The following is a 19,346-nucleotide window of genomic DNA, read 5'->3' as shown; positions in this document are numbered from 1 at the left end:
AGGAGCTAAAGTAAGCAATTCCTGTCAATTAATTGGGGGATCATGGGATAAGAGGGAATAGGAGATAGAAGGTTGTTCCTGACCCAGAAGTTGTCTCAAACCATATCTTACCCCCTGCTGTTTCAACACCTCTTTTAGCAATCGCCAAACCTAAACCTGAGCCTTCTGTTTTTGTACTGAAATTCGGCATAAAAACTTTGGTTTTAAACTCTTCAGAAATGCCTTTCCCATTGTCCTTTATGATCAATTTTATATGATTGTCACCTTCAAAAACCAACTTTACAAGGATCTGCGGTTTTTTCCCTTCCAAAACGGCCTGTATTCCATTAATGATAAGGTTGGAAATGACCCTACTATACAATTTGGGGTCTCCCATAATTTTTGTTGAACTGCCTTCATTTGTAAGGTCTTGCAAATCAATTTCTGCATCTTCTCTGTTATAAAAAATGGCAACAGTCTCAAACACCACATTTCTAAACTCAAGCTCCTGATTTTTTGGCTGGGGCATCTTTGCAAATGTTGAAAATGAACTGGCAATATCGCTTAAGGTGTCTACCTGATGAATAATTGAATTTAAGGGATTTACCAAAGCTTTCCCGCTATCTAGTTTATCAGCAGCCTGTAGTCGCAATAAATGTTGTAGTGTAAGCTTGATCGGGGTTAACGGATTTTTTATTTCATGGGCAACCTGTTTGGCCATTTCTCTCCATGCAGACTCTTTTTCATTCGAGGCCAATACCTTTTTACTGGTTTCAAGTTTATAAAGCATGTTGTTGTACTCATTGACTAGCAGGCCTATCTCATCCTTTGCTGGCCACACCATGTATTCATTGTTATCCAAGTCAGTATCTTTCAATTTTTGGGTTAATAATTTAAAAGGATGGGTAAGATTTTTGGAAACAAAATAGGATATAACTAAAAAGACAAGGAAAATGAGCACGAAAATGATCAATATATTGCTAAACACTTCTGTAATCATAAGGTTTAATTCCTCTTCAGACTCAAAAAATGGTATGGCGATAATGGCTTGAAGCCTTTGGTTTTCTCCGTCCTTAAGGGCCAAATAAACCGTTTTGTATTGCAGTTCTCCAACTTGCTCAGTTTGCAATAAGCGGTTTTCCATCGATTCTATAATGGAAGCATAAGCTTTAGGGTGAAGAAAATGAGTAAGGATTTTTTTATCAAATATGGCTGGCTGATTGGTAGCCATAAGCACCCCATCCGGTAAATAAAGGTTAATGTCTGCATCTGTAGCGCTTGCCAAAGCATACAACTCCCCATTAATCTCATCCTTATTGAGCGTATTGAACTGTTCGCCACCAAGGTCACGACCCAAATTTTCTCTGATTATACCTGCTTTTTGGAAATATTGGCGATGCAAATCTTCGGTATAGGAATGGCTTAGAAAACCCAAAGCAATGACACTAATGACCAACATGGGAAAGAAAAAAGCAAAATTCAGGTACAATTGAAGTTTGGTTGCATAATTGAATCTCAACTGATTCACTCCTGTTAACAAAAGGAAAACCGCTACAGAAAGAAGGGTGAAAATCAGGTAAGCAACAAATAGAAAAGCGATATCTGCCAGGATATAACTATTAGGATACTGCCTGGAAGAAACCACAATTACTTTGTCATTGTACTCCACTGCCAAATGGTGGTATCCATTTAACAATACACCTGAGCTAAAGGCATCCTCGTTTTCAAGGATCTCTTCCATATCTACTCCCTGATAGCTGAAAATACCAGAACTATAACTCAACACATCTTCATCGAAAATCGCAAAGTCGAAGTCCCTTTCTATATAATTGGATACGTATTTGGCATCCATTAGCAACTTCGGAAAAGCTTTACCTGATTCTATTCTCTGCTGATTAAGCTCAATGACTATTGTTCCCAGAAAATCGTTGTCACGTTGGATTTTAACAAAGGCTACAAATCTATTGCCAGTGTTCGTTTCAGTTGAATTGATAAAATAAAGGTTATGAACCTGCGTCGCATAGTCACTGTTCATGTACCTCCTTTTATATTCGGCCAAATCTTTGAGATTCCCTTGACCTGAAACTAATTGCCCTGTAGAACCGAACACATTTACCTCCTGCCTGTATTGATCAAAATAACCTGCTAGATAGATTTTCCTTATCTTTTTTTCTATAGGGTCTTTAGAGAGCAAGCGATCGGACATTCGGCTTTTAATAAAAGCATCTTCCCGAATTCTTGCTAAGATATCCTCAAGTAAAAATTCCCCCATTACATCCCTGTCAAGCATAACGTTATTGGCAAATTTCACTTTCGACCTAATCTCGTCCGAACGAAGATCCTGATAGGCTGCCGCTCCTGTGATAACAGCACCAATCAAACAGGCAAAGAAAAACGTCAGGAAGGTATTAAAGTCAAGTTTAAATAAACTCTCGTATAATTTAAAGCTAATAATCGCCACCAAAAGAATGACATGTGCGATAAATGCTATAAATAAAACAAAATTAAAAAAAAGTAAAAAAAGTAAAATGGGAGACACAAATAGCACCAGCATCTTTAGTGGGTAAATTTGATTGTTCGTGTTTTTAAACAACACCATATTTAACCCAATAATGGTAAATAAAAGGTAAGCAGCACCTCCTAAAAACACCACTAATAAACTTACAATTTTCAGATAATCAAAACTAGGAATGGCTCCTATGTTCAAGTTCCATTGTGCGTTTTCAACTATGTTTATATAAAGGTAAAATACCAAAAACATTAAGGTTGTAGAAAGCAAATAGGTGGCTGTGAGGTAGAGCCAGTAAGGGTATTTGTCTCTAAATTTAATAAAAGAAATAGCAACGTGTCTTCGGCTTAAAATAGCGATCACCATGGTCAGCACGATCAAATAACAAACCACATTCAACAACAAATCTCCTAAACTTGGGTTTAGCCGAGAGGATGCATATAGGTTAGAATCAAAAATTCCCGTTTCAAAAAAATCATTCGGAAAACGAAAGGCAAGCATCATTACCCTTACACAAAAAAGAATTAAAAAGGTATATATGGTAGCCAGGATTTTATTTCCTTTGGTCCATAAGGTGTAAACAAATCCTCCTCCAATGATCAACACTAAGCCCAATAAGGAAAAGAAAAATATGAGTAATGTATGATTTATCGATTTACCTGGAGCTTCATACCCAACCCTGAAAAACACAGAAAAAAGATAGTCCTCCTCATAGTATACATTTTGATAGTTTTCCTTTTGGTTTCCAGACAGTAAAAACCTGTCATTACCGAAAACATTTGGGTTAAAACCACTATTAAGGTATTCATTTCCAATCTCTACCTTGTCAAAAAGCGGATACACCTGTAATAACCAATATTCCTTATTATTACGGGTAAGTTTACGAAGTTGGGTAAAATAAATCCCGCGGCTGTTTTCGAGAAGTTGGTATTTTTTTGATGTAGAAAAATCATTGAACTCTGGAACCATCTCTATATCGGACCAATAAGTCAATTCCCCAACCTCTGTGAACAAGTAAAAGGGAAATTGATGGTCGATATTGAGACTTTTGAAAGATACTTGCTTGTCTTCAGAACCGCTACTTAAGATTTGAGAATAATCATCACCAAAGTCATTGATAACGGAAGCTAACTGGTTTTCCAATTGTAATTTATATTCCTCTTGAACAACCAGGTACTTTTCTCCCATGAAAAAATTCAAGGAAAGAACTATCCCTAAAAGTACAATGGACAAAACAAGTATTAGCCTTCTTCTTCTTAACATTGCGATTGATCTTGCTGAATGGTTGCTCTATGTGAGCAATAGTATTTTAATCCTAACCTAGCATTCCTCCCACCAATAGAAACAGAAAAACCTATTAACTATTGCCTCCCTTTACCAAAAATAAGCCATTTAAAAGATATTGAATAATCCTGTCCGCTTAAAACAAAATGACCAGATCAATATAGGACTTCATTAAATTATGGTTCTTCCAAAGATCCGACTTTAAACGAATTATTCCGCTAATCCAATAACAAACTCAATTGCATCTTTTAAGTTTAAGATACTCCAAAAAAAATTAAGAAAAAATATATACGTTTACTTTACCAATGTTAAGATTGGTAATAAACTACTGAATCAAATTGACTATAAGGACATTTTTTTTTTCTTTTTGGCATTTTTATACCAAAAATAACCTAGCGTCATAAGCAATAAATAGGGAGCTAAAAACAGGTATAAAATACCTATGTTTAGGGCTGCTCCAACCGTAGTGTCTCCATTGCTAACATTATTTTCAACAGTGGCTCTACACATCGCGCATTGAGCCATGGCGCTTTGCACAGAAACAAGCAACATGGTGAAAACTCCCAACAGTATTTTGAAAGATTTATTCATTATAATTCTTAACGGTTTGATTTAACCTTTGTTTAAATATAGACAAAGTTAAGGACTTTTGCTTTTTAATGGCTGTAATAAGGACTAATCATCAAATACACAATCACCCCTGATAAAGTGACATAAAGCCAAATAGGATAAGCGTAACGAACTATAGACCTGTGTTTATCAAATTTTCCAGTCATCCCAAAATAATAAGCTAGTAGAATCGGAAACAAAGCCACTGCAGCTAAGATAATATGGCTAATCAGAAGGATATAATAAACGTACCTTATTGACCCCACTCCACCAAAAGAAGTACTTTCAGCAGAAGCATGATAGATTATATAGCTTATCAGAAATATTGCTCCAAGCCCAAAAGCGACAGACATGGACATTTTATGCCATTCTTTTTTGCCCTTTTTAATGAAATAAAGCCCCAATAGAAGCATAATGGAAGCAAAAGAATTAATAACTGCATTCAAATGAGGTAAAAAGTATACCCATTCTTCTTCTACGTTAACTTTTGAAGGCATAAACAAAAGAACGGCTACAGCTATTGGAACCAATATTGATACCACCGTAATCCATTTATAAACAGCCTTTTCATTTTTATCAGTATTTAAATTATTCTTCGTCATGTAGCAGTATTTTAGTCTCTAATATCAATTGGTCTACGCCCTCTCTCTTGGTTCCACTATAGTAACCTCTTATACGTCCAAGTTCATCGATCAGCACGAACTTATCAGAATGTACAAAGTCTTCAGGAACAGCTCCACCACTTATAGATGGTAGAATGAATCCACACCTTGCCAGGTCATAGGTTTCACCTACTGGCCCATTTAAGAAAAACCATTTGTCTTTCTTGGCTGAATGTTCATTAGCATAATCAGATAATACTTCGGTATTGTCAAACTCAGGATCTATACTTATGGAGTAAATCTGTACCTTATCTTCGTTTCGGAACACATCCTGAACCCTTTCCATCTCAGAAGACATAACAGGACAAATACTGGGACAACTAGTAAAGAAAAAATCTACTACAGTAATCTTGCCCATCATTTGTTCTTTACCTATTGCTCGACCGAGTTGATCTGTAAAAGTAAAGTCAGGAATATAATGTTGAGTACTGTCCTCAAAATCACATTGTTCAAAAGGGTCATCAACCCCATTTTGATATAGAATAGGGATCTCATAATGATTTGTTGAAAACCCTCTTAAAAATAGAATTATTAAAACGGGTATCATTAAAACACAAACCAATACCAGCACCTGAATAACACGCAACATTTTCATACAGTACTACAACAAAAAAAATGGTTGAAGATTCCCCTTCAACCATTCATTTTTAAAATTTCTTAAAGGTAATTACCATCTCATGATAAAGATCTCAGCACCTTCCTTCATTAAGGCAATAATCAACCAAACAAGGAATATAAGAGGGACGATGATAGAATAGAACAAAGGTTTAACTTCATCTCCCAAGTGCATGAATTCCAACATGATGTACTTGGCTTTAACAATAGTCAAGGCGATAAAAAGGAAATACAAAAACAGTCCCCTTTCCATGGTGAAGGCCAGAACAAATTCCACTGCAGTTATCACTAATAATATCAATGCAGTAAGCCAGATTTTCTTTATTTTGGCAGGATCTCTTGGAATTACTTCCAACCCACTTTTATTAACATGTTCCATTATAGTATAAGTTTATATTTTTAGATCAAATAGAAGAAGGTAAATACAAATACCCATACTAGATCTACAAAGTGCCAGTACAAGCCAATTTTCTCAACCATTTCGTAGTGACCTCTGCCTTCGTATACACCAACAGCTGCCTGATAAAAAGCCAAGAACAATAAGAATACACCTATAGTAACGTGAAAACCGTGGAAACCAGTAATAAAGAAAAACAACTGGGCAAAAGGTGCTGGTCCGTATTCATTAACCAATAAGTTGGCACCATAAACAGTCTCAGTTACTACATTATTGAATGAATTAACATAGGTCATCAAAATTCCTTCATCCGTACCGTGAATAAAGTGAGTCCATTCCCATGCTTGACATCCAAGGAAAGTCATTCCTCCTAAAAGAGTCCAAAGCATCCATTTCACTACATCTTTTTTATCATTTCTATGACCTGCTTCAACGGCAAGTACCATTGTAACAGAACTCATAATCAAGATAAAAGTCATCAAGCCAACAAATACAAGAGGGTAATGCCCACCATGTACAAAAGGGATGGCATCAAATATCATTTCAGGAATGGGCCAATGTTCATTTGAACTAACAAAATCAGCAACTTCTCCAGCATATGCAGGATAACTTACTCGAATAGCACCATAAGTAATTAGAAAGGCTGAAAAGGTAAAAATATCTGAGAGGAGAAAAAACCACATCATGAGCTTACCATAGCTCGCTTTTAGTGGTTCGTTACCTCCACCCCAAACGCCTCTTTTTGATTGAATTTCAATAGCAGTCGAAGACATAATTAGTAAATTAACTTATATTTTAATGATTTAGAAGCAAAAACATAAACAAGTAAAGCCATAGACCTCCCAAAAAATGCCAATAGGTCAAGCACATTTCTAGTTGTGCCAATTTTTGGGAATGGATTCTATTCCTTAAAGCCGAAATTAATACAAATATTAGAAATATCACACCACTAATAAGATGTATTGCATGCAAGCCAGTAAAAACATACATAAAGGATCCTGATGGGTTACCCACGAAATACACATCCTCTGCTACAAGCGCTTCCCAACTGAACCATTGTCCAACCAGAAAAGAAATACCTAAAACAGTGGTGGCCAGAAGCCCTATTTTCAAATTATTGAAATTATCTTTTTTAGCAGCTGAGTATGCCCATTGCAAAGTCATGCTTGATAAAATGATAATACCCGAAGTATACCAGAATACATTTGGTAGATCAAACTCAAGCCAATTGCCTTCGCCTTGTCTGACAATGTATGCACTGGTCATCCCAGCAAAAACCATCACAACACTTACAATGAATAACCAAAGAGCAAACTTCTTTGGATGCATTGCCAATGGCTGTTCTGCTTCTTCGATAAATGATAATCTTTCTTCCATGTTAGACTTTATCCAGTAAATAGGCGATTTGTACTATAGGAAGGTACAAAAATGAGCCAAACATAATTTTAAGTGCAGATTTCCTTGAACAATCTTTCATCAAAGAAAAAGTTTGAGCAAGAAAAAGTACCCCACATATCGTAGCCACAATTCCTGAATTTAAACCTGTAAGTCCAAAATAGGTAGGTAAAAGTCCAAGAGGCAACAAAAATAAGGTATATATCATTATTTGTATAGCAGTATTAAGGTCCTTTTGCCCACCTGAAGGCAGTAACTTAAAACCAGCTTTCTTATAATCTTCATCACTCACCCAAGCGATTGCCCAGAAGTGAGGAAATTGCCAGATAAATTGAATGCCAAAAATAATTAGCGCTTCATAAGAAATACTTCCAGTAACCGCTGTCCAACCAAGTAATGGAGGCATGGCTCCAGGAATGGCACCAACAAGAACCGCTATCGGTCCAACTCTTTTAAGTGGGGTATAAACAAAGACATACAGAACCATACTCAGAATACCCAAACAGGTAGTCAAAATATTGGTAAAGACAGCCAATAGAGAAACACCCAAAACGGCTGCTATAATTGAAAACCAAATGGCTTCCCTTACAGAAATTATTTCCATAGGTAGCGGTCTGGTTTGAGTACGCTTCATTAATTTATCATAATCGCGTTCTTTAATCTCATTGGCAGCACCGGATGCACCACTAATTAAAAAACCGCCAACTACAAGTCCAATAAATCCACTCCAGGAAAAACTCTGTCCATGATGTCCTAATATAAAACCGAACACAGCGGAAAACGTTACCAAAGCAGATAATCTGAATTTAAGTAAATCCAAATAAGCTTTAAATCTCATCGACACGCTGTCCCACAAAAACTTTTCTGATAAATTTACTGTACTCATGATAAAGCAATATTTATAGGGGCTTCTTCTCTTCGCCCTAATTCAAGCCAAATGTAATATTGAAAACCGATTATCAAGGAACCTAAGAATAAATGCAAAGGTTGGATGAAAGCAGGTATTCCAAAATATGCCATGATTGCTCCGGAGAGAATTACCGTAACAAACAATAACATCAATATTAAATAATGATTAGCAATTTTTTTGTTTTGTTCCCTATAAGGGAATAATTGGTAACCAATATATATGTGCAAAGCCAAAATAACCAGAGAATACGTTCTATGTATATAGTAGGTGAGTCCTAATTCATCAATCCATGTAGACCTTCCCAAATAGGAAGCATTTCCGGCTATAATGTCAATTTGCTCCCTAACCTGCGTCCCAAGTATTATTTGAACTACCATTAGTAAGATACCCAAACCAAGAAATAAACGGTATTTCTTTGAAACACCAACAGGTAAAACTGTTTTGTCTCTATAAGGGGTGTACTTACCTGATAAATGATAAATATACAAAAGAAGGCAGACCATTAACAGTGCAACAATCATGTGGACGCTTATCATCCACTGCAGTAAGTTAGTTGAAACCACTATGGATCCTAACCAGCCCTGAAATAACACTAAAACAAGAGAAAGGAAAGAAAGCCACATTATTCTAGGGTTAACTGACCTTACTTTAATTGAATAAATCAATGTCAATATGATTAGCAAACCGATAATGGCACCTGCAAGCCTATTCACATATTCTATCCAAGTTTTAGTGGCATTAAATGGCTCCTGTTCGAGGATACTTTTATCGTTCCTTATATCCTCAGCCAAATGATCGAAACCTAGATTGGTCAAAAGAGAAGCGAAGCGCTCGTTCTTTTCAACCCTCTTGGTAACATAGATTTCAGGATAGTTGGTAGGTAATTGATCTACTGATGTTGGTGGAACCCAACTTCCAAAACACTTTGGCCAGTCAGGGCAACCCATGCCTGCACCAGTACTTCTAACAACCCCACCAATAAGAATAAGAAGAAAAACGGCAACCGTAGTGATGAAACATACACTACGGAAGCTGTTAATATTATTTAGATTCGTTTGATTCATTAGTTACCAACACTTCTCCATCTTCAGCCATTATTTCCTTTTCCAATTGAACAAGTTTTTCTTCATGTGGAAGGTTTGATTCAGGAGTAGCAGAAAGTGGAACAGTTTGAGGTATAAAATCTTCTTTAGATCCAGGCTTACTGTAATCGTAAGGCCATCTATATACAGAAGGTATCTCTCCTACCCAGTTACCATGTCCAGGATTGATTGGAGTAGTCCACTCTAGTGTGTTGGACTGCCATGGATTGGCACTGGCTTTTCTTCCTTTGTACATGCTGTAGAAGAAGTTAAATATGAAGATGAACTGAGCAACGAAAGTAACGATCGCAGCAACAGACACAAACATATTCAAATCAGTATACATGTCGGAAAAGGAGAAGTTAGTCCAGCTGTAGTATCTTCTTGGAAATCCTGCTATCCCGATATAGTGCATAGGGAAGAATACAAGATATACACCGATAAATGTTAGCCAGAAATGAACGTAGCCTAATTTCTCATCAAGCATTCTACCAAACATCTTAGGGAACCAATGGTAAACACCTGCCAACATTCCAAAGAATGAAGCAGCTCCCATTACAAGGTGGAAATGCGCTACAACAAAGTAAGTATCGTGTAGTTGAATATCAATTGCGGAGTTACCCAGGAAAATACCTGTCAAACCACCTGAGATAAAGAAAGATACCAAACCTATAGAGAACAACATTCCTGGAGTAAACCTTAGGTTACCTCTCCATAAAGTGGTTAAGTAATTAAATACTTTAACAGCAGACGGAACGGCAATAATCAAAGTAAGGAACATAAAGATGGATCCTAGGAAAGGATTCATTCCAGATACAAACATGTGATGCGCCCAAACAACGAAAGACAAGATAGTGATACCAAGCATTGATATAATCATGGCTTTATATCCGAAAATAGGCTTTCTTGAATTGGTTGCTATTACTTCAGAGGTAATTCCTAGTGCAGGAAGCAATACTATATATACTTCAGGGTGACCAAGGAACCAGAATAAATGCTGATACAATACGGCGCTACCACCTGTATTAGGTAAAGCTTCACCACCAATATAGATATCGGAAAGGTAAAAACTCGTTCCAAAGCTTCTGTCAAATACCAATAACAAGGCAGCTGAAAACAATACAGGGAATGACAACAATCCAATAACGGCTGTTAAGAAAAAGGCCCATATTGTAAGAGGAAGTCTGGAAAAAGACATCCCTTTGGTACGAAGGTTAATTACAGTAGTAATATAGTTTATCCCACCCATTAAAGAAGAGGCGATAAAGAAAACCATCGCTACCAACCAAAGTGTCATACCAAGACCAGAACCAGGAATGGCTTGCTCAAGTGCGGATAAAGGAGGGTAAACAACCCAACCACCACTGGCAGGTCCTTTTTCAAGGAATAGGGAGGCAAACATAATCACACCGGAGATAAAGAAAAACCAGTAGGAAAGCATGTTCATAAACCCTGAAGCCATATCTCGGGCTCCAATTTGCAATGGGATTAGAAAATTAGAGAAGGTACCACTTAGACCTGCAGTTAATACAAAGAATACCATAATGGTACCGTGCATAGTAACTAAGGCCAAATAAAAGGTAGGATCCAATTTTCCGGTAGCATCTATCCATCCACCCAAAATAGGTCTAAGGAAGGACATATCCATATCAGGAAAACCCAACTGCAATCGAAATAATACAGAAAGAAAACCACCGATAAATGCCCAAAATATACCAGACACAAGATATTGCTTCGCAATCATCTTATGGTCAGTTGAAAATATATACTTCGTTATGAAGTTATCGTGGTGCTCATGGTCATGATCATCATGTGTAGATGCTGCATCATGAGCTGAAACGTTTGCTACTGCCATGGTATTTATAATTTATTCTCTAAATTTATTCTTCATTTATATAAATCTCAGCCAATTCCTTTAAATCTACAGGAAGGTCGGCAACGAGATCCGGATTACTCTTTATAAAAGGCGTTTGCTCAGCAAACCACTTTCTATATTCCTCAGGTTCTACAACCCTGATCACTTTTCTCATTGAAAAATGACCATTGCCACAAACCTCAGTACAAGCAATTTCAAACTCAAATTCATCGTCCCCCAATTCGGCTCTCATTTCTTCAGTCGTTTTGTTAGGGACAAACCAGAATCTGGTAGGCATACCTGGTACGGCATCCATTTTTAATCGCATATGCGGAGCAAAAACTGAATGAAGCACATCCCTGGCTCTAATGTTAAATAATACAGGTTCACCCTTAGGTATTACAACATTTTGCGAAGGAAAATCATCAAAAGAATTTTTATCCGTAAAATCTATTCCTCTTGAATTGGTAGCAGTTGTAAGTCGATAATCATAATCCCCCAATTGTTGATCAGCACCAGGATATCTTACATCCCATGCAAATTGGTACCCCATGATTTCCACTACATGCGCATTGTCAGGTGCAGGACTGGTAATATCTGACCAAGCTTTCCATCCTGAAATAACCAGTACAGTTAGAACTACTGCAGGTACAAGCGTCCAAATAATCTCCAATCTATTGTTGTCTGGAAAAAAGGTAGCTCTACGGTCCTCTTTGTATTGGTAATGATAGCTAAACCAAAACAAAAGAATATGAGTAAGGATGAAAATAAAACCAGTAACGGCCATTGTAATCCAGAACAACCTATCAGTAACTACACCATGCTCTGAGGCAATTGGCAATTGATAATTGTGAAACTCTTTAATTGAATACCAAAACATCCAGCCACCGATTCCAATAAGGAATACCATAAACAAAATGGCGTTTACTTTATTACTGGTTGTAGCAATCTTTTTATCAGAACCTTTAGCGACCGAGATCAAGGTTTGTATTCTGTATACCATCCAGATCACCATGATCAGGAGTACTACACCTATTGAAATAAGAAATCCGTACATAATTATAACTGTTTCGGAATTAAATTAAATGTGATGATGATAACTTTCCTCTAACATCGGATGATTTTTTGGAATAAGATTGTGCTTGGAAAGATTCGTTAAAGCAACAAAAGCAAAGGCTGAAGCATAAACCAATAACATTCCAATTTCCATTAAACCAACCCCACCATTATGGCCTAAAGTGCCTGGCTGAACCATAAGGAAGAAATCAACCCAGTGTCCAACTATAATGAGTGTACATACTAGTTTTAGAAATATATTGTGCCTTTTAGCATCTCTAGTCATAAGAACCAAAAATGGAAGCGCAAAGTTTAAAATTAGGTTTACAAAAATGTAAGATCCGTAAACATCACTTGAAAGTCTCTCTATAAAATAGACAGATTCCTCAGGAATATTTGCGTAATAAATCAATAGGAATTGAGAGAACCAGATATAAGTCCAGAAAATAGAAAATGCAAATACAAATTTCCCAAGATCATGGATATGGTTTTGATTGATCATTTCCAAATATCCCTGATCTTTCAGGAATATGGTAACCAAGGTGATTGCAGACAAACCTGCAACAAACCAAGAAGCAAACACATACCATCCAAATAGGGTAGAGAACCAGTGAGTATCAATTGACATCACCCAATCCCAAGCACTTATAGAAGAAGAAACTGCAAAGAAAACAAGGAAAATAGCAGACCATTTTCTAATGGTATACCAATAAGATGTCCCTCCATTTATATCTTCTTCATTTGAAAGCGTTCTAAGTTTATTAAAAAAGAACACCCAAAAGCCAAAGAACAAGACCATTCTAACGATATAGAATATCGGGAAGGTACCTTTTTCCATAGGCCAGTAAAAGAAATTTCCTTTACCGTCTATTATTTTATCGTAGTGATCACCTGCTTTGTCAAAAACATAGCTATGTGTCCAGTGAAATAAATCGTGATTGGCGATAAAGAAAGTTACCAGCATCAAAACAGCAGCAATAGGCAACCAATAGCCAAAAGACAACATGATCCTTAGCAAAGCTGTAGACCAGCCAGCCTGAGCAGCATATTGAATGGCAAAAAAGAATACACCTATTATTGCTATCCCTGTGAAATAGACATTATTAATCCAAAGGTTGGCGTACAACCTTTGTGTCCAATGAAAAGCGTGTCCACTTTCCTCTCCATGTCCATGTCCACCTGAGGCAGCCATGATTATACCGAATACCAATAATAGCGCACCGATACCACCAAGTATGAATATCACTTTCTTTACCGAAGCGGTAAAATCAAATTTTTGATCCAAATTGTAGTTACTTGCCTGTGCCATTATTGCTTCTGAATTTCTTGTTTAACATAGTGTACAATTTTCCACCTTCTGTCAGCAGTAATCTGCGATCCGTGGGCACCCATCCTACCTTTACCATGTGTGATCACATGAAATATATGGCCTTCAGGTAAATTTAAATAGGCTCCTCCTTTTAGATTTGCAACTCCACCTATTACCATGCCTGCGTTACCGTCACCTTCTCCGCCGGCTCCATGACATGGAGAGCAATATTGAACGAATAATCTTTTTCCATCCGCCAATACCTCATCAGTAAGAGGAATAGGATTCTGTATAGCAGCAGCTCCTTCTAAGTCAGCAACTCTCAACCTGTAAGGCAAAATACCGTCTTTGTTTCGAGGTACAGTGTTAGCTACAGGCTCCCGCATATTCATTCTATTCGGGTTGTTTGTATTGCTATTAAAAAACTCTCCTTTGCCATCCTCTCTATTGGATAACCATTGTCCCTCTTCTTCGTTCGTGATCTGGCTTAAGCCTTCATAAGGAACTGAATGATACATCTGAGGAGCATATTCCGTACCTGGATAATCCCCTTCAGCTTTGCATGAAACAAATCCTAGTGATATCCCGACTACAGCTATTGAATATATTGATGATATAATTTTCATTTGCTACAGATTACTTATTCAAAACTTTTACTGTTCACCTCCGTTGCCCCTGAATTTTTCAGAGCACCTTTAATTATTTCCAAATCAACTGCAGCATTATTCGCAATATCAATTGCCATAACGTGCTTGTCATCTGTACTTCTAAGATCAAAAATTCTAGGTTGACCCCAAGGCTTAAGGTTACTACTGATCATAAACACTCCAACCATTCCGAAAGCAGCTACTAAAACTGTTAATTCGAAAGTAACAGGAATGAAATCAGGAAAAGCGGCGTGATCCTTACCACCAATTATCATTGGCCAGTCAAATTTCATCATATAAAACTGCATGGTCAATGCCAAGGTAGTTCCTAAAAGACCAAATAGAAATGCGGCAATTGGCAATCGGCTTCTTTTATAGCCCAATTCGTCTTCTAATCCGTGAACCGGATAGGGAGAAAATACCTCGTGTATTTTAATTCCTGCAGCTCTTATCTCTCTGACAGCATTCTTAAGAATGTCCTCATCATCAAAGATCCCCAGGATAAAGTTCTTGTCTCTTTCCATGATTATTTAATTATTTTTTCAGATGAAGATTTCAATACAGATTTGATCTCAGCCATGTTGATCACTGGGAAGAACTTGGCAAACAATAAGAATGCTGTGAAGAAGAAACCAAAGGTAAACATGTATACGCCAACGTCTGTTATCGTAGGATAGAACATCACCCATGAAGAAGGAAGATAATCCCTGTGGAGCGATGTAACAATAATAACAAATCTTTCAAACCACATCCCGATATTTACTATCAATGAAAGTATGAAAGTGGCAACTATTGAAGTTCTAATCTTTTTGAACCAGAATAACTGAGGAGAAATAACATTACAAGTCATCATAGACCAGTATGCCCACCAGTAAGGACCAAACATTCTGTTCACAAATGCATATTGTTCTGCAGCTACACCAGAATACCAAGCGATAAAGAATTCCGTGATATAAGCAATACCTACTATGGAACCTGTGATGATGATTACAATATTCATCAATTCGATGTGACCCATGGTAATGTAATCCTCAAGCTTAAATACCTTTCGGGTTACAATCATAAGGGTCAATACCATTGCAAATCCTGAAAATATCGCCCCCGCAACGAAGTAGGGAGGGAAGATAGTAGTATGCCATCCAGGAATTACTGAGGTGGCAAAGTCAAAGGATACAATCGTGTGTACAGAAAGTACAAGAGGTGTAGCCAAACCAGCAAGAATAAGTGAAACACTTTCATATCTCATCCAGGTTTTTGCTCCTCCGTCCCATCCGAAACTCAAAGCACCATATATGGTATTTCTCATTCCGGTAGCTCTATCTCTAATGGTAGCAAAATCAGGAATCAAACCGATATACCAGAAAACAAGAGACACCGAGAAATAAGTTGATATGGCGAAAACATCCCATAGTAAAGGTGAGTTAAAGTTCACCCATAAAGAACCATAGGTATTTGGCAAAGGAAGTGCCCATATCGCTCCAATCCATGGTCTACCCATGTGAATCAGAGGGAATACTGCCGCACAAATAACGGCAAAAATGGTCATGGCTTCCGCTGCCCTATTAATTGAAGTTCTCCACTTTTGTCTAAAAAGTAACAATACCGCAGAAATAAGGGTACCTGCGTGACCAATACCTACCCACCACACAAAATTGGTGATGTCCCAGGCCCAGCCTACAGTTTTATTAAGTCCCCACATTCCTATTCCTTCCCAAAGGGTAGCTACCAGAGCCAAACTACCGAGTAAAAGTACAGTCAACGATACTGCCAATCCAAGTAGCCAACCTTTCGTCGGCTTACCTTCTACATGCCTAGCAATATCATTGGTGACGTCCTTGTAAGTCTTACCGCCGGTTATTAGCGGATCGCGTACGGGTGAAGTAACCTGCATATCTTATTGTTTTATTTTTTAAGCTTCGTTTTTGTCCTTATTTCTGATTTTGGTAAAGTACCAAACATTAGGGCTAACATTGATCTCCTCTAACACATGGTAGGCTCTTTCTTCATTTACCTCCTTAATAGCATCTGTAGAATTCTCTTCGATTTTCAGCAATTGAGAAACCTTAGATTGAGAATCGTTCATGTCACCAAAAACGAGGGCTTCAGTAGGACAAGCTACTGCACAGGCAACATTAATATCACCGTCCTTGACCTTCCTGTTTTCACGTTTTGCAGTCAGTTTCCCAGCCTGAATACGCTGTACACACATGGAGCATTTTTCCATCACACCCCTCGCTCTTACAGTTACATCAGGATTAAGTACCATTTTACCCAAATCATCGTTTTGAGCTGTATTTACTCCTGCAAAATCCTTATTGTCATGGTATTTAAACCAGTTGAATCTTCTTACTTTATAAGGACAGTTGTTGGCACAATACCTTGTTCCTATACAACGGTTGTAAGTCATTTGGTTGAGTCCTTCAGAACTGTGAGTGGTAGCCACTACTGGACATACAGTCTCGCAAGGTGCATTGTTACAGTGCTGACACATCATCGGTTGGAAAGTAACCTCAGGGTTGTCAGCAGCTATCTCAAGTTCTGCGTTAGAAGTAGCTCCGTCAGGAGAACTATAGTACCTGTCAATTCTTATCCAGGCCATCTCTCTTCTGTTAAGCACTTCTTGCTTACCTACAACAGCTACGTTGTTTTCTACCTGACAGGCTACAGTACATGCCGCACAACCTATACAGGAGTTCATGTCAATTGCCAATCCCCAATGGTGTTGACTGTATTTATGACCTGACCATAGTGAAATTTTGCTGGGTTTAACAAATTCACCGTCTTTATAAATCTCTGGGTGGTATCTTCCAGCGCTAGCATCTTCCTGGTATTCTCCCAAAGTAGCTTCCTGCACTACAAAATCCCTACCCATATAGGTCTGGTGCGTTTGCGTTTGAGCTATTTTGTAAGATTCTTCAGTAAGACTTACACTTACACCTTCAGTGATATTGTACTCTACAAAACCTTTATTGGCGTTTAGAAGGGCATATGCATTAACACCTACACCATCAGCAACTCTACCAGCGGCTGTTCTTCCATATCCCAATGCAAGACCGAATGTACCGTCTGCCTGTCCTGGCTGAACCAATACAGGAACAGTGAAAGTTTGTCCATTAGCAGAAACGTTTGCCAATTTGGTGGCTCCTTCACTCATCTTAAGTCCATTTTCATTGGCCCACTTTTGAGATACCGTTAGGTAATTGTCCCAGGTAGCTTTTGAAATTGGATCAGGCATTTCCTGCAACCATGGGTTGTTGGCAAATGCACCTGAACCTATACCTACTTTAGTATAAACAATAAGTTCAGCACCTGAACCCTGAGCATTATAGGATTTGCCAATAGCAGATGCAGAAGCAGCTATATCACCAGTTGCTTCAATGACAGTGATTTCACCATCTTCTGAAGCACCGTCCATTATATAGATACCATCGTGCAGACATTTATCCCAAAAAGATTGGAAGTCGCCTTCTATTCCTCTTGCAACAAATGAAGCTTCCCAATCTTGGCGTAGGAAATCATAATAAGAAGTATTATTTCCTGACCACTTTAAGAAACTTTCAGTTGCCTGACGGGTATTAAATAAAGGAGAGATAACTGGCTGGGCCAAGCTATAAACTCCTTTTTTAGGATTAAAATCATTCCAAGATTCAAGGAAGTGATGATCTGGAGCAAGGTATTGAACCAAAGCAGCCGTTTCATCCTTCACTTCAGAAGTAGATACAGAAACTTTAGCCTTACTAATTCCAGCAGCAATTTCTTGTCCTCCTCCAAAATCGTAAACAGGATTGCAATTGTAAAAAATTACAGCTCCTACTTTACCAGCATTCAATTCAGCAACAAATTGTTTCATCCTGTTATCATCTCCTTTACGGAAAAATGCAGGAGTTTGGAAATCAACTGTGCTGCCATTATTTCCTAGAAGTTCATTGATGGCATGAACAACCACCTGAACATTAGGATCATTTGATCCAGAAACAACGAGTGAGGCGCCTTTATTGGCCCACAATTCGTTTGCAGCTTTTGCTAAATGGTTTATCTCTACACCAGCACCTGCTGCAGAACTTACACCAGCTTTTTTAGCTATAAGGTTGTACAATGCTAAAACAGCAAGACCGCTTTGGGAAGCTGTGATAGGTGTACGATAATCAGCATTTGAACCAGTAAGGGACAAGGTAGACTCAAACTGGAAATGCCTTGACATGTTAGGGTTTTCCTTAGAAATCTTCCTCCCTTTGGCGTACTGTCTGGCAAACTCAATTGGAGATATCCATGAACCTAAAAAATCAGCCCCAAAGCTGACAATTACATTGGCCTTCTCAAAATGGTAAGAAGGAAGTATACTGCTTCCATAATAGGTTTCACTCGCTTTGGTGATACCATAGTTGGAAAGTGGATCATAAGTAATGAGTTCTACATTACCCATTTGTTCAGCAAAAGCATTTATCGCCCTGTTTGTACCAGGAGATAGAATCGTATTGCTGATTATTTTTATTGAACCTGCACTTTTAAGTTTTGCAGGAAGTTCTCCATCGATAGCAGCCCATTCAACAGACTTGCCAGCTATTTGAGGAGCTTTTAATCTTGCATCATCATAAAGTGATAAGACAGATCCTTCTACAATGGCATTCGTTCCACCATTTGTAATCGGTGACAATTTATTACCATCGATTTTTATAGGCCTACCTTCTCTGGTTTTAACCACGATAGAAGCATAGTCTCCTCCTTTAGAAAAGGTAGATGCGTAATAATTGGGAACTGAAGGATTGATATCAACAGGTTTGTTAACATAAGGAATGGCTTTCCTAACTGGAGCTTCACAAGCCGCCAATGAGGCCGCAGCCACACTGAAACCCATCATTTTAAGAAAGTCCCTTCTAGTGGAACTTCCATCTTCCTTTTGATTACTTTTAGAGGTAAAGCCAGGAAATTCCTGATCAGCATTTTTCACAAACTCGGGATCGTTTGTCAGCTGCTCTAACCCTTTCCAATATGTCTTTTTATTTTCTTTCATTTTATATTAAAGAAAAGAATGTTCGT

16 protein-coding genes are annotated in these 19,346 nt (G+C 37.9%); all 16 read right to left on the bottom strand.

Features of this window, described 5'->3' with window-relative positions; translation table 11 throughout:
• Positions 1-40 precede the first annotated feature (40 nt).
• Complete coding sequence (locus CA2015_RS11090) at positions 41-3,751, bottom strand: sensor histidine kinase (protein ID WP_048641970.1); 3,711 nt, start codon at positions 3,749-3,751, stop codon at positions 41-43.
• 363 nt (positions 3,752-4,114) lie between these two features.
• Positions 4,115-4,363, bottom strand: coding sequence for a hypothetical protein (locus CA2015_RS11085; RefSeq protein ID WP_048641969.1), 249 nt, complete (start codon positions 4,361-4,363; stop codon positions 4,115-4,117).
• Positions 4,364-4,428: 65 nt separating this feature from the next.
• The gene (locus CA2015_RS11080; protein ID WP_048641968.1) at positions 4,429-4,983 is read right to left on the bottom strand and encodes a DUF420 domain-containing protein; all 555 of its coding nucleotides are present in this window, start codon (positions 4,981-4,983) and stop codon (positions 4,429-4,431) included.
• Positions 4,970-5,638 (bottom strand): SCO family protein, encoded by a 669-nt coding sequence (locus CA2015_RS11075; RefSeq protein ID WP_048641967.1) that lies wholly within the window; start codon positions 5,636-5,638, stop codon positions 4,970-4,972. Before CA2015_RS11075 ends, CA2015_RS11080 begins: the two co-directional genes overlap by 14 nt.
• A 72-nt stretch (positions 5,639-5,710) precedes the next feature.
• Positions 5,711-6,037 (bottom strand): cytochrome C oxidase subunit IV family protein, encoded by a 327-nt coding sequence (locus CA2015_RS11070; RefSeq protein ID WP_048641966.1) that lies wholly within the window; start codon positions 6,035-6,037, stop codon positions 5,711-5,713.
• Positions 6,038-6,057: 20 nt separating this feature from the next.
• Positions 6,058-6,828, bottom strand: a complete 771-nt coding sequence (locus tag CA2015_RS11065; protein WP_048641965.1) for a cytochrome c oxidase subunit 3 — start codon at positions 6,826-6,828, stop codon at positions 6,058-6,060.
• Between the two features lie 22 nt (positions 6,829-6,850).
• Entirely contained in the window at positions 6,851-7,432 is a 582-nt protein-coding gene (locus tag CA2015_RS11060) for a cytochrome c oxidase subunit 3 (RefSeq protein WP_048641964.1), read from the bottom strand.
• A gap of 1 nt (position 7,433) precedes the next feature.
• Positions 7,434-8,336, bottom strand: coding sequence for a heme o synthase (cyoE, locus tag CA2015_RS11055; RefSeq protein WP_048641963.1), 903 nt, complete (start codon positions 8,334-8,336; stop codon positions 7,434-7,436).
• Positions 8,333-9,424, bottom strand: a complete 1,092-nt coding sequence (locus CA2015_RS11050) for a COX15/CtaA family protein (protein WP_048641962.1) — start codon at positions 9,422-9,424, stop codon at positions 8,333-8,335. Before CA2015_RS11050 ends, cyoE begins: the two co-directional genes overlap by 4 nt.
• Positions 9,402-11,297: a cytochrome c oxidase subunit I gene (locus CA2015_RS11045; RefSeq protein WP_048641961.1), complete on the bottom strand. Its 1,896-nt coding sequence runs from the start codon at positions 11,295-11,297 to the stop codon at positions 9,402-9,404. Before CA2015_RS11045 ends, CA2015_RS11050 begins: the two co-directional genes overlap by 23 nt.
• Positions 11,298-11,322: 25 nt before the next feature.
• Positions 11,323-12,354: a cytochrome c oxidase subunit II gene (locus CA2015_RS11040; RefSeq protein WP_048641960.1), complete on the bottom strand. Its 1,032-nt coding sequence runs from the start codon at positions 12,352-12,354 to the stop codon at positions 11,323-11,325.
• 24 nt (positions 12,355-12,378) lie between these two features.
• Positions 12,379-13,662: a hypothetical protein gene (locus CA2015_RS11035; protein ID WP_048641959.1), complete on the bottom strand. Its 1,284-nt coding sequence runs from the start codon at positions 13,660-13,662 to the stop codon at positions 12,379-12,381.
• Positions 13,662-14,288, bottom strand: coding sequence for a c-type cytochrome (locus CA2015_RS11030; RefSeq protein ID WP_048641958.1), 627 nt, complete (start codon positions 14,286-14,288; stop codon positions 13,662-13,664). Before CA2015_RS11030 ends, CA2015_RS11035 begins: the two co-directional genes overlap by 1 nt.
• 14 nt (positions 14,289-14,302) lie before the next feature.
• Positions 14,303-14,833: a DUF3341 domain-containing protein gene (locus tag CA2015_RS11025; RefSeq protein WP_048641957.1), complete on the bottom strand. Its 531-nt coding sequence runs from the start codon at positions 14,831-14,833 to the stop codon at positions 14,303-14,305.
• Between the two features lie 2 nt (positions 14,834-14,835).
• Positions 14,836-16,200: an NrfD/PsrC family molybdoenzyme membrane anchor subunit gene (gene nrfD, locus CA2015_RS11020; protein WP_048641956.1), complete on the bottom strand. Its 1,365-nt coding sequence runs from the start codon at positions 16,198-16,200 to the stop codon at positions 14,836-14,838.
• Positions 16,201-16,218: 18 nt separating this feature from the next.
• Positions 16,219-19,320 (bottom strand): TAT-variant-translocated molybdopterin oxidoreductase, encoded by a 3,102-nt coding sequence (locus tag CA2015_RS11015; protein WP_048641955.1) that lies wholly within the window; start codon positions 19,318-19,320, stop codon positions 16,219-16,221.
• Positions 19,321-19,346 lie beyond the last annotated feature (26 nt).

It is taken from the genome of Cyclobacterium amurskyense, assembly GCF_001050135.1.
Lineage (GTDB): Bacteria > Bacteroidota > Bacteroidia > Cytophagales > Cyclobacteriaceae > Cyclobacterium > Cyclobacterium amurskyense.
Note: the sequence above shows the minus strand (reverse complement) of the source record. Positions and strands in the feature narration are given on the sequence as shown.